The 12215-nt window shown below is 55.3% G+C and carries 10 protein-coding genes; 5 read left to right on the top strand and 5 right to left on the bottom strand.

The features are described from left to right. Window positions 1–47: 47 nt before the first annotated feature. From htpX to RHN82_RS19530, 4 genes are all read right to left on the bottom strand, one after another. Entirely contained in the window at window positions 48–929 is an 882-nt protein-coding gene (gene htpX, locus RHN82_RS19545; RefSeq protein WP_003859899.1) for a protease HtpX, read from the bottom strand. Between the two features lie 193 nt (window positions 930–1122). Continuing rightward, the gene (gene prc / locus RHN82_RS19540; protein WP_015570296.1) at window positions 1123–3171 is read right to left on the bottom strand and encodes a carboxy terminal-processing peptidase; all 2049 of its coding nucleotides are present in this window, start codon (window positions 3169–3171) and stop codon (window positions 1123–1125) included. A 19-nt stretch (window positions 3172–3190) separates the two neighbouring features. After that, the gene (proQ, locus tag RHN82_RS19535) at window positions 3191–3877 is read right to left on the bottom strand and encodes an RNA chaperone ProQ (RefSeq protein WP_003859895.1); all 687 of its coding nucleotides are present in this window, start codon (window positions 3875–3877) and stop codon (window positions 3191–3193) included. 96 nt (window positions 3878–3973) lie between these two features. Further along, the gene (locus RHN82_RS19530) at window positions 3974–4471 is read right to left on the bottom strand and encodes a GAF domain-containing protein (RefSeq protein ID WP_006811006.1); all 498 of its coding nucleotides are present in this window, start codon (window positions 4469–4471) and stop codon (window positions 3974–3976) included. Window positions 4472–4603: 132 nt separating this feature from the next. Between RHN82_RS19530 and yebS the strand changes: the two genes are divergently transcribed. The 4 genes from yebS (at window position 4604) to RHN82_RS19510 (ending at window position 10355) form a co-directional block, all read left to right on the top strand. Further along, the gene (gene yebS, locus RHN82_RS19525; RefSeq protein WP_047051767.1) at window positions 4604–5887 is read left to right on the top strand and encodes a membrane integrity lipid transport subunit YebS; all 1284 of its coding nucleotides are present in this window, start codon (window positions 4604–4606) and stop codon (window positions 5885–5887) included. After that, window positions 5856–8489: a PqiB family protein gene (locus tag RHN82_RS19520; RefSeq protein ID WP_047051761.1), complete on the top strand. Its 2634-nt coding sequence runs from the start codon at window positions 5856–5858 to the stop codon at window positions 8487–8489. Before yebS ends, RHN82_RS19520 begins: the two co-directional genes overlap by 32 nt. Before the next feature lie 56 nt (window positions 8490–8545). Further along, entirely contained in the window at window positions 8546–10009 is a 1464-nt protein-coding gene (gene rsmF, locus RHN82_RS19515) for a 16S rRNA (cytosine(1407)-C(5))-methyltransferase RsmF (protein WP_047051762.1), read from the top strand. A gap of 106 nt (window positions 10010–10115) precedes the next feature. After that, window positions 10116–10355, top strand: coding sequence for a YebV family protein (locus RHN82_RS19510; protein ID WP_006811010.1), 240 nt, complete (start codon window positions 10116–10118; stop codon window positions 10353–10355). Between the two features lie 34 nt (window positions 10356–10389). Here the strand turns inward: RHN82_RS19510 and pphA are convergent, their stop codons facing one another. After that, a complete protein-coding gene (pphA, locus tag RHN82_RS19505; protein WP_047051763.1) occupies window positions 10390–11034 on the bottom strand; it encodes a protein-serine/threonine phosphatase in 645 nt (214 codons plus the stop codon). 167 nt (window positions 11035–11201) lie between these two features. Here pphA and RHN82_RS19500 point away from each other — a divergent pair, with 167 nt between their 5' ends. Beyond that, a complete protein-coding gene (locus RHN82_RS19500) occupies window positions 11202–12182 on the top strand; it encodes a VirK/YbjX family protein (protein ID WP_047051764.1) in 981 nt (326 codons plus the stop codon). Window positions 12183–12215: the final 33 nt, after the last annotated feature.

Raw genomic sequence — 12215 nt, 5'->3', positions numbered from 1 at the left:
ACCGGGCGGAGAAGGACTCCAGCCCGGTTCTTTTCAACCCGATTACGTTACTTCAGATATTCGCCGCTACGCAGCGCTTCAATACGTTTATCCAGCGGCGGGTGAGACATAAACAGCTCGCTCAGCGACTTTGACTTGCCGTTGATGCAGAAGGCCATCATGCTGTTTGCTTCCTGCGGCTCGTAGCTGGTTTTCAGACGTTGCAGCGCAGCAATCATCTTCTCACGACCCACCAGTTTCGCGGAACCGGCATCCGCGTGGAACTCACGATGACGGGAGAACCACATGGTAATGATGCTTGCCAGGATACCGAACACCAGCTCCAGCACCATTGAAACAGCAAAATAGATCAGCGGGTTGCCGTTGCTCTCTTCACCCTCATCACGGTTGCCACCCATAAACCCGGCAGCAATCTGCGCCAGAATACGGGAAATAAAGATAACGAAGGTGTTCACCACGCCCTGGATCAGGGTCATGGTGACCATATCGCCGTTAGCGATGTGGCTGATCTCGTGAGCAATAACCGCTTCTGCTTCGTCACGGCTCATGTTTTGCAGCAGACCGGTGCTGACGGCCACCAGGGACGCGTCACGACGCGCACCGGTAGCAAACGCGTTGATATCCGGCGCGTGGTAGATGGCTACCTGCGGCATGGCAATGCCCGCCTGCTTCGACTGCTGAGCAACCGTGCTCATCAGCCACTGCTCCATATCGTTACGCGGTTGCTCAATAACTTCACCACCCACGGATTTCAGCGCCATCCACTTGGACATCAGCAGTGAAATGAAAGAGCCACCGAAACCAAACAGCAGCGCCATAATCAACAGACCCTGAACGCTGCTCGACTGAATTCCCGTCAGGCTTAGCACCAGCCCGAATACCACCATCACCGCCAGGTTGGTGAGCAGGAAGAGCGCGATTCGCATCATAATATTCTTTTAACCTCAGTTTAACAAAACGCACTATGCGATTACCCACATCGTATGGGTATTACGGCTATTTTCAAGCATCCAGACGGCGTAAGTCACCAGAAAGACACAACTTTACACAATTGGAAATCTGCCTGACGGAAGGAGGAGGTACAAAAAGAAACAGGCACAAATTCTTGTGCCTGTTGGGGGATTATTTTGTCGGAGCAGGTTGCAGGGCAGGTTTCTCTTTTTCCAGCTTCGCGAGATCAAGCGCGATATGCACCGTCTCGTCCAGATACGGATCGGGCTCCTGGTAATCCTTAGGCAGATCGTCCAGTTTTTTGAGCAGAGGCTTGCCTTCACGTTTGAAGCGATCGTTGATACGCGCCAGACGTGTCGCGTCATCTTCATTGTTCTCTTTTTCACGCTGGGCGTAGTTCAGAGACACAATATTCCGTTTCGCTTTCAGAGCGTTAAAACGCGCGATGTCCTTCATGATGTACTGGAATTCCGGATCCTTCCCGATGCGATCGTTGTGATTTTTCAGCAGTTCCGGTCCGAACTGTTTCATATCACCCGATTTCACGAATGTCGCGGCATCAATGCTATCCCACGGCAGCGCGTTATCTTCAAACTTCTCGCCCGTTTCCGTCTCTTCGGTACCTGTCGGCATCATGATATCCGGCGTCACGCCTTTGCGCTGCGTACTGCCGCCGTTGACGCGGTAAAACTTCTGAATGGTGTACTGTACTGAGCCCAGCGCAGGCCATTCAGGGCGCAGCATCTGGTCGTAAATACGGTTCAGAGAGCGGTACTGCTGAACGGTGCCCTTGCCAAACGTCGGTTCGCCGACGATTAACGCCCGGCCGTAATCCTGCATGGCAGCAGCGAAGATTTCCGATGCAGAGGCGCTGAAGCGATCGACCAGCACCACCAGCGGCCCCTTGTAGTAGACCACGCCATCGGTATCGGCATCTTCACGCACTTTACCGTTGTTATCGCGCACCTGTACCACCGGGCCAGACGGGATAAACAGCCCGGAAAGCGAGACGGCCTCGGTCAATGCCCCGCCGCCGTTGCTGCGCAGGTCAATGATGACGCTGCTGACATTCTGCTTTTCAAGCTTCTGGAGCTGCACTTTCACATCATCGGTCAGCCCGACGTAGAAACCAGGGATATCCAGAACGCCAACCTTCTCTTTACCCACGGTTTTCACCGACATTTTCACCGCGCGATCTTCCAGGCGGATGCGCTCACGGGTCAGAGTAACGATACGGGTTTTGGTCCCCTTACCGGCTGGCAGGATCTCCAGGCGAACTTTGCTGCCCTTCGGCCCTTTGATCAGCGCAACAACGTCATCAAGACGCCAGCCAATCACGTCCACCATGCTCTTTCCGGTTTGGCCCACACCGACAATACGGTCGCCTACGCTGATCGCTTTGCTTTTCGACGCAGGGCCACCAGCCACCATGGAGTTGATTACGGTGTAGTCATCGTCCATCTGAAGCACAGCACCGATACCTTCCAGAGACAGGCTCATTTCGGTATTGAACTGTTCGGTGTTACGTGGAGAGAGATAATTGGTGTGCGGATCAATTTCATGCGCAAACGCGGTCATCGCCAGCGAGAAAACATCTTCACTGTTGGTCTGCGCCAGACGACGAATAGCGAACTTGTAGCGACGGTTTAACGTCTCACGGATCTCTTTCTCGTCTTTGCCTGTGAGCTTGAGGCTCAGTTCGTCATATTTGACTTTTCCGTCCCACAGCGCATTCAGTTCAGCCTCGTCTTTCGGCCATGGCGCTTTGCTGCGGTCCAGATTAAAGGTGTCGTTGCCGGTGAAGTCCATCGGACGTTCCAGCACTTTCAGCGCGTATTGATAACGCTCAAAACGGCGCTTTTGCGATAAATTGTACAGATCGTAGAACAGATCGAGTTTTCCGGAGCGCAGCTCATCACCCACTTCGGATTTGCGTTTAGCGAACTGTTCGACATCGCTGGCCAGCAGTACGTTATGGCTGTAATCCAGCAAGTTCAGATAACGGTCAAAGATTTTGGCCGAAAAGGCCTGATCGAGATCGAACTGACGATAGTGCGAACGAGTAAAGCGCGACGTCACGCGCTCACTCACCGTCGCGTGCTGAGTCTCTTCCTTGAGAACCGGAATTTGATCAACACGCGTAATATCGTCCACAGCGAAAGCGTGGCCTGTTATAGCAAACAGGCCAGCCAGCGCGGTGAGCTTAAAAAAAGTGTTCATGCCAGGCTCGGCCTCCGTTTCAGAACAACAAGTGTTCTGCGCGTACAATCATTGACATACCAGAAGTCAGCTGTACACGAACGCCATCTTTGGTGATTTCCAGTACGGTGGCGTCCATCGCGTTGTTACCCGCTTTCACCTTCAGTGACTGACCTACGCTCAGCGCGTTGATGTCAGAAACCGGGGTGTGGCGCGGCTCTTCGCGCGGCGCACGTGGGGCTTTAGCTGCTGGTTTGTCAGCACGCGGTTTGCGATCGTTATTTTCAGTACGACGCGGTGCCGGGCGCGGTTTACGCTCGCGACGAGGAGCGTCTTCCTGACCGTTTGCCGCTGCGGCTTCGCGTTTTTTCGCCTGCTGTTCCGCACGCTGTGCCTGCACGCGAGCTTTGGCTTCTTCAAGCTGCTTACGCGCATGTTCTACGTGCTGCTCGTCCAGCTCACCGCACGGGTTGCCGTCAAGGTCGACACGGGTCGCACCCGGCTTGATACCGTACAGGTAACGCCAGCTCGAGGTATAAAGGCGCAAGGCAGAACGAAGCTGCGTTTTGCTGAGGTTCATCTCCCCCTCAACGCGCGCGACCAGATCCTGAAAGATACCGACTTTCAGAGGACGCGCTTCACCTTCAGCGCTGAAGCACTGCGGGAAACGCTCGGCCAGAAATGCGATAACTTCTTTACTGCTATTCAACTTAGGTTGATTTTCCATGAAATTTCCTGATTACAACGGACGTTGCCAACAAGCGCAGGCATGAACAGGCGACATTATAATGACGCTATCAGTAAATGCTACGTTATCCGTTGATTATCCTGCGACGCTCGCAAAGAATTTATGATAATCGGTCTCTGCCAGAACATTTTCCAGGTTTGCGGCCAGCGCGCGCAGTCCCTGCTCATCCTCGGCAGTAAAGCGGCTGAAGACCGTGCTGTCGATATCCAGAACGCCAATAATCTGATTTTTAACCACCAGCGGCAGTACGATTTCAGAATTGCTGCTGGCATCGCAGGCAATGTGGCCGTCAAACGCATGAACATCTTCGACACGCTGAACCTGACGAGTCGCCACTGCGGTACCGCACACGCCGCGACCTACCGGGATGCGTACGCAGGCGAGTTTACCCTGGAAAGGCCCGAGCACCAGCGTGTCGCCTTCCAGCAGATAAAAGCCCGCCCAGTTCACGTCAGAAAGGCGTTCGAACAGTAACGCACTGGTATTTGCCAGAGTGGCTAAGAAACTGGTTTCCCCTGCCATTAATGCCTTAAAATCGCGATTCAGATCCGCGTAGAATTCTGTTTTGTTCATTATTCAATCACTTAGTTATCTTACATAGTTACCGCATAGCCTATTAAAATAAGCATTAAATGCGCTCATGCTCAAGATGAATCCGTTCATGAGTTATTATAACTTTCAACAATACTAATCTGTGTGCGACTGATGGCCCTAAAAACACCCCAAATTACGCCGACACGAAAGATCGTTGTCCGTACGGTAAGCCAGGCTCTGCCCCGTGCACATTATCAGCGTTGCCCCCAGTGCGATACGCTTTTTATGTTGCCGAAGATGAAATCGCACCAAAGTGCTTTTTGTCCTTGCTGTGATGCCAAAATTCGCGATGGCCGGGACTGGTCATTGACGCGTCTGGCGGCAATGGCGGTCACCATGCTGCTGCTGATGCCCTTCGCCTGGACCGAGCCGCTGTTAAAGCTCTACCTGCTTGGTGTGCGTATTGACGCTAACGTGTTGCAGGGGATCTGGCAGATGACGCGCCAGGGCGATCCGCTTACGGCCGCCATGGTGCTGTTCTGCGTCGTCGGCGCGCCGTTGGTGCTGGTCGCGGCAATTGCCTACCTGTGGTTTGGCAACATACTGGGGATGAACCTGCGCCCCGTCCTGCTCATGCTGGAAAAGCTCAAGGAGTGGGTGATGCTGGACATCTATCTGGTGGGCGTCGGCGTGGCCTCCATCAAAGTGCAGGATTATGCGTTTTTACAACCCGGCATTGGACTTTTTGCGTTTATTTCACTGGTCCTGCTGAGTATTCTGACCCTGATTCATCTCAATGTTGAACAGCTTTGGGAGCGATTTTACCCGCAGCGCCCCGCGACCCGGCCTGATGAAAACCTGCGCGTCTGCCTGGGGTGCCATTACACCGGTTTTCCGGATAAACGCGGGAGGTGCCCACGCTGCCACATTCCGTTAAGATTGCGACGCAACAACAGCCTGCAAAAATGCTGGGCGGCGCTTATCGCCTCCCTGGTATTTTTGTTCCCGGCCAACATGCTGCCGATCTCCGTAATTTATGTGAACGGCGCCCGTCAGGAAGATACTATCCTTTCGGGGATTATCTCTCTGGCGCACAGTAACGTCGGGGTCGCCGCCATTGTTTTCATCGCCAGTATTCTGGTGCCCTTTACCAAAGTGGTGGTGATGTTTACGCTGCTTATCAGCATTCACTTTAAATGCGAACAAGGACTACGCACCCGCATCCTGCTTCTGCGATTCGTGACCTGGATTGGTCGCTGGTCGATGTTGGATCTGTTCGTGATTTCGCTGATGATGTCGCTCATCAATCGCGATCAGTTACTTGCTTTTACCATGGGACCCGCAGCTTTTTATTTCGGCTCTGCGGTGATATTGACTATTCTTGCAGTGGAATGGCTGGACAGCCGCTTACTTTGGGACGCACATGAGTCAGGAAACGCCCGCTTCGCCGACTGAAGCGAGAATTAAAACAAAACGCCGCATTTCGCCATTCTGGTTGCTGCCTGTCATCGCGCTGATGATCGCAGGCTGGCTTATCTGGACAAGCTATGAAGATCGCGGAAGTACCATCACGATTGATTTCCAGTCTGCGGACGGCATTGTCGCCGGACGTACCCCCGTTCGCTTCCAGGGGGTGGAAGTAGGTACCGTGCAGGATATTTCCCTCGGCAAAGGGCTGAACAAAATCCAGGTCCGGGCGAGCATTAAGTCTGATATGCAGGATGCCCTGCGCGCCGAAACGCAGTTCTGGCTGGTCACGCCTAAAGCCTCCCTGGCCGGCGTTTCCGGGCTGGATGCGCTTGTGGGCGGTAACTATATCGGCATGATGCCCGGCAAAGGCGAGCCACAGGATCACTTTGTTGCGCTGGATACCCAGCCGAAATATCGGCTGAATAACGGCGACTTGATGATCCACCTCCGCGCGCCGGATCTCGGCTCGCTGAACAGTGGTTCTCTGGTCTATTTCCGCAAAATTCCGGTTGGCCGCGTTTACGACTACGCCATTAACCCGAACAAAGATGGCGTGACCATTGATGTACTCATCGAGCGCCGTTTTACCAACCTGGTGAAAAAAGGCAGCCGCTTCTGGAACGTCTCCGGCGTCGATGCCGACCTGAGCTTAAGCGGTGCGAAAGTGAAGCTTGAGAGCCTGGCGGCGCTGGTGAATGGCGCTATCGCCTTCGACTCACCTGCTGACTCCAGCCCTGCCGCCGCAGAAGACACCTTTGGCCTGTACGCCGACCTGGCGCACAGCCAGCGCGGTGTCATCGTCAAGCTGACCCTGCCGGATGCCAAAGGCCTGAAAGCCGGTTCGACCCCGTTGATGTACCAGGGTTTAGAGGTCGGGCAACTGACAAAATTAACCCTCAATGCGGGCGGCTCCGTTACCGGCGAAATGACGGTGGATCCGAGCGTGGTGGATCTCCTGCGGGATAAAACGCGCATTGAACTGCGTAATCCGAAGCTCTCCCTCAGCGACGCCAGCATCAGTTCCCTGCTGACGGGAAGCACTTTTGAGCTGATCCCCGGTGAAGGCGCGCCGAACAAAAACTTTGTTATCGCGCCGGCGGATAAAGCCCTGCTGCAAAAACCGGGCGTGTTGACGGTTACGCTGAATGCGCCGGAAAGCTACGGTATCGAGGCCGGGCAACCGCTGATCCTGCACGGTGTGCAGGTGGGCCAGGTCCTCGAACGTAAGCTGTCGGAAAAAGGGGTCTCCTTCTCCGCCGCCATCGATCCGCAGTATGGCAACCTGGTCCACGGCGACAGTAAATTTGTGGTTAACAGCCGGGTCGACGTGAAGGTGGGTCTGGACGGGGTTGAGTTCCTCGGCGCCAGCGCCAGCGAGTGGGTTAACGGCGGGATCCGCATTCTGCCGGGCAGCAAAGGTGCGCTGCGCGAGAGTTATCCGCTGTTCGCCAATCTCGACAAAGCCATTGAAAACAGCCTCGGCGACCTGCCGACCACCACGCTGACCTTAAGCGCTGAAACGCTGCCGGATGTCCAGGCAGGCTCCGTCGTACTTTATCGTAAGTTTGAGGTGGGGGAAGTGATCACCGTTCGTCCTCGTGCGGACGCGTTTGATATCGAACTGCATATCAAGCCGGAGTACCGCAAGCTGCTCACGCCAAACAGCGTGTTCTGGGCTGAAGGCGGCGCGAAAGTGCAGCTCAACGGCAGCGGGCTGACCGTACAGGCCTCGCCTCTCTCCCGTGCCCTGCGCGGTGCGATCAGCTTCGATAACCTGAGCGGCGCGGGCGGCAACATGCGTAAAGGTGACAAGCGGATCCTCTTCCCGTCCGAAACCGCGGCGCGCGCCGTCGGGGGGCAGATAACCCTGCACACCTTTGATGCCGGTAAACTGGCAGAAGGCATGCCCATCCGCTATCTCGGCATTGATATCGGGCAGGTCCAGAAGCTGACGCTGATCACCGCTCGCAATGAAGTGCAGGCGACCGCCGTGCTTTATCCGGAATATGTGCAGACGTTCGCCCGGGCAGGCTCGCGCTTCTCGGTGGTTACGCCGCAAATTTCTGCCGCAGGGGTTGAGCATCTCGACACCATACTTCAGCCGTACATAAACGTTGAACCGGGTCGCGGCAACGCGCGTCGTGAATTTGAGTTGCAGGAGGCCACCATCACCGACTCCCGTTATCTGGACGGTCTGAGCATTGTGGTTGAAGTGCCGGAGGCCGGTTCGCTGGGCATCGGTACGCCGGTCCTGTTCCGCGGCATTGAAGTGGGGACAGTAACAAGCCTGACGCTGGGTAATCTGTCCGATCGCGTGATGGTTGGCCTGCGCATCAGCCAGCGTTATCAGCATCTGGTGCGCAACAACTCGGTGTTCTGGCTCGCTTCAGGCTACTCGCTGGACTTCGGCCTGACCGGTGGCGTGGTCAAGACGGGGACCTTTAATCAGTTCATTCGCGGCGGCATTGCCTTCGCGACGCCGCCTGGCACGCCTCTGGCGCCTAAGGCGCAGGCAGGTAAACACTTCCTGCTGCTGGAAAGTGAACCGAAAGAGTGGCGCGAATGGGGAACGGCGCTGCCGCGTTAATCTCGCAGGCTCCGGTGTCAACGCGCCGGAGCCTTTATGTTACACTGCGCGCCTGAATGTTTCCCTGTGGTGTGCCAGTGGCTCAAAACTCCGTATTTCTTCCCGAACAATTCCTCGCACAGATGCGCGAGGCGCTTCCTGCTCATCTCTCTTTCGACGATTTCGTCGCCGCCTGCCAGCGCCCTTTGCGCCGGAGTATTCGCGTCAATACGCTGAAAATCAGCGTCGGGGCGTTTCTGGATCTTGTCTCCCCCTACGGCTGGCAGCTGACGCCGGTGCCGTGGTGCGAAGAGGGGTTCTGGATCGAACGGGATGACGAGGAGAGCCTGCCGCTCGGCAGCACCGCCGAGCACCTTAGCGGGCTGTTTTATATTCAGGAAGCCAGCTCCATGCTGCCGGTTGCCGCGCTGTTTGCCGACGGGAACCAGCCTGAGCGGGTTATGGATGTCGCGGCGGCGCCGGGCTCTAAAACCACGCAGATTGCCGCCCGGATGAACAACCGCGGCGCGATCCTCGCCAACGAATTTTCCGCCAGCCGCGTCAAAGTCCTGCACGCCAATATCAGCCGCTGCGGGATCCACAACGTCGCGTTAACGCACTTCGACGGTCGCGTGTTTGGCGCTGCCCTGCCGGAAGCCTTTGATGCCATCCTGCTTGACGCGCCCTGCTCCGGCGAAGGCGTGGTGCGAAAAGATCCTGATGCGTTAAAAAACTGGTCCGTTGAAAGCAACCTGGAGATCGCCGCCACGCAGCGTGAACTGATCGACAGCGCGTTTCATGCCCTGCGCCCAGGCGGGACGCTGGTTTATTCCACCTGCACCCTGAATCGCGATGAGAACGAGGACGTCTGCCTGTGGCTCAAGCAACGCTATGCGGATGCCGTCGAGTTTCTGCCGCTGGACTCCCTCTTCGATTCGGCAAGATACGCGGCCACCCCTGAAGGCTTCCTGCATGTCTTCCCGCAGATTTACGATTGCGAAGGCTTCTTTGTTGCCCGTCTGCGTAAAACCCGCGCCGTCGATCCTCAGCCTGCCCCTAAGTTTAAGGTCGGCAACTTCCCGTTCGCGCCGGTCAAAGGCCGTGAGGCGGCACAGGCGCAAGCGGCTGCGAGCAAAGTGGGCCTGCACTGGGATGAGAGCCTGCGCCTCTGGATGCGTGACAAAGAGCTGTGGCTGTTCCCGGTCAACATCGAACCGCTGATTGGTAAAGTGCGTTTCTCCCGCCTCGGTATTCGCCTGGCGGAGATCCACAACAAAGGCTATCGCTGGCAGCACGAAGCGGTCATTGCGCTGGCCGGCAGTGAGAACACCTTCGCCCTGACGCATCAGGAAGCGGAAGAGTGGTATCGCGGTCGTGACGTTTACCCGGAAGACGGCCCGTCACAGGATGAAGTCATCGTGACGTATCAGGGCTATCCGCTGGGGCTGGCGAAAAAAGTCGGCTCGCGGCTGAAAAACAGCTATCCGCGCGAACTGGTACGCGATGGCCGCCTGTTTACCGGTAACAACCGCAGCGCCTGAAAAAAAGCGCATTTTTTTACTGGCGATTTCGCTCTCCTTGTCTAGGATCAAAAATGGGTGGCTGCACTGGTCATACCAGATTTTGGGCAACAAACCGGAGAGCATTATGACGAAAACCAGCGTACGCATTGGCGCTTTTGAAATCGACGACGCTGAATTGCGCGGCGAAGCACAAGGCGAACGAACGTTAAGTATTCCCTGCAAATCCGATCCGGATTTGTGCATGCAGCTGGACGCCTGGGATGCCGATACCAGCGTCCCGGCGATCCTTGATGGGGAACATTCCGTTCTGTACCGTGAGCATTACGACAGTAAAACCGATGCCTGGGTCTTGCGTCTTGCCTGACCCAAAGAGAACCCGCCCGAAGGCGGGTTATTTATTACTGAAGCTGTGCCAGCGTCAGAAAGCCCCCGAACACCGCCCCCGTATCAATGTAGTGCAGATTGTTAAAATCGTAGCGTTTGTCCAGAGGCGTATGCCCGAACCAGAAGTGATCCGCGCCGCTAATGCCCTGCCCTTTACCCACCATAAAGCCCATTAACCGGTCGCGATCCCACAGCACGCGCCGGACATCCACCGGCTTATGCCAGCCATATTCGGCGGAGGGATAATCTGCATGAGCAATCACGTTGAGACCGTTTTTGCAGGTTATTTCAATAATGTGCGGCAAGTCCTGACACGCGTCGAGTAAACCCTTCGCCTGCTTTTGTTGAGCGACCGTAAGCCCGGTAAACCAGTTACCGCCATTTATCGACCAGAGACTAAACTCATTATTTTCAAGCGCATCTAACGCCATTTGCTCGTGATTACCGCGTACCGCATAAAACCAGTTTTCCTGCATCAGTTGTAAACATTTTACGCTGTCAGGTCCGCGGTCGATAATATCCCCCACCGAGATCAGCAGATCCATATCAGGATTAAAATGCCGTCGTTTCAGCTCATCCATAAGCCACTGATAGCAACCATGAATATCGCTGACAACCCAGACATGACGCCAGTGTTCTCCCTCTATTTTCTGATACATAACGCCTCCTGTAAGAAGTATAGCTGCCACAGAAAATGTCATGAGCCGGCGTTGGATATCGCGAATCCAAACAAACCATAAACCAGCCGGAAATAAAGATCGCTGCGCTATTAATCCCTTATTCCCTGGCCTTTAAAATAGCGCGGAATAAAAAGAGGGATTTTCACGTGTCAAACATACACCTGCAAAACGATGTTTTTTATCCGCATCGCACAAATATTATTTCTGAACTGGTGAGAGGAAAACGCGTTCCCGGCCCAATCTGGCACAAACGTGATTACCGGTTAAAGTTCCTACTGCGCTCGCTTTTATTCTGGTCCTCCACCCATCGCATGCTGGAGGCGCTATCCGGGCGCGATGATTTCGACAGGCTGCTCACCTCTCAAATTACCTTGCCGAGCAAAACTCACCGCCAGTATCTGATGCGCGGCCTGAACTCAAACGATCGGGCCGATGCTATCGTCAGCCACTATCAGTGGATTGATAGTCTGAAAAATATCGCCCTCGCCCACGCGCTGACCAGCCCGCAAGAGGTGCCGGTTGTCCGGTTCGAGGCAAAAAACGGCGAAATCTATACCGTCCACGCCTCGTCCGCAGGTAAGGCCGAACGCGAAGGCGAAAGCACGCTTTGGCTGCACGACAATGACAATACGCTGCTTGCCAGCCTGACGTTCTGTGTCGCACGCAGTAACGGCCGTATGGTGCTGGTGATCGGCGGCCTTCAGGGTCCACGTCGTCATGTTTCACGGGAGGTGATTAAGCAGGCTACCCGTGCCTGCCATGGGCTTTTCCCGAAACGCGTGCTGATGGAGGTGATCTTCCAGCTGGCCTCACGCTCGAACATCAGCGCGATTTTTGCCGTCAGCGATGAAGGCCATGTTTTCCGCGCGCTGCGCTACCGTCTGAGCAAAGGCCGTCATTTTCACGCCAGCTACGACGAGTTCTGGGAAGGCCTGAACGGAAAGAAACTCTCCCCCTTCTGCTGGCAGTTGCCGCTCCAGATGGAGCGTAAAGCGCTGGAGGAGATTGCCAGCAAAAAACGCGCCGAATACCGTCGCCGCTTTGCGTTACTTGATGATATTGCGGCTTGCGTACAGGCGCGCATTGATCCCGCAGTCGTCTCAGGCAAAAAACAAACAAAAATTTAACAAAACAGCCAAAAAGGACTGGACTTACGCCTG

This window comes from Enterobacter cloacae complex sp. EB5, from assembly GCF_031432835.1.
Lineage (GTDB): Bacteria > Pseudomonadota > Gammaproteobacteria > Enterobacterales > Enterobacteriaceae > Enterobacter > Enterobacter hormaechei_C.
This window is presented reverse-complemented; position numbering and strand designations above follow the sequence as displayed.

Coding starts and splice junctions, on each gene's coding strand:
- RHN82_RS19530 (WP_006811006.1), bottom strand. CDS start 4,471: ATGAACAAAACAGAATTCTACGCGGATCTGAATCGCGATTTTAAGGCA.
- RHN82_RS19510 (WP_006811010.1), top strand. CDS start 10,116: ATGACGAAAACCAGCGTACGCATTGGCGCTTTTGAAATCGACGACGCT.
- RHN82_RS19520 (WP_047051761.1), top strand. CDS start 5,856: ATGAGTCAGGAAACGCCCGCTTCGCCGACTGAAGCGAGAATTAAAACA.
- proQ (WP_003859895.1), bottom strand. CDS start 3,877: ATGGAAAATCAACCTAAGTTGAATAGCAGTAAAGAAGTTATCGCATTT.
- pphA (WP_047051763.1), bottom strand. CDS start 11,034: ATGTATCAGAAAATAGAGGGAGAACACTGGCGTCATGTCTGGGTTGTC.
- htpX (WP_003859899.1), bottom strand. CDS start 929: ATGATGCGAATCGCGCTCTTCCTGCTCACCAACCTGGCGGTGATGGTG.
- prc (WP_015570296.1), bottom strand. CDS start 3,171: ATGAACACTTTTTTTAAGCTCACCGCGCTGGCTGGCCTGTTTGCTATA.
- yebS (WP_047051767.1), top strand. CDS start 4,604: ATGGCCCTAAAAACACCCCAAATTACGCCGACACGAAAGATCGTTGTC.
- rsmF (WP_047051762.1), top strand. CDS start 8,546: ATGTTTCCCTGTGGTGTGCCAGTGGCTCAAAACTCCGTATTTCTTCCC.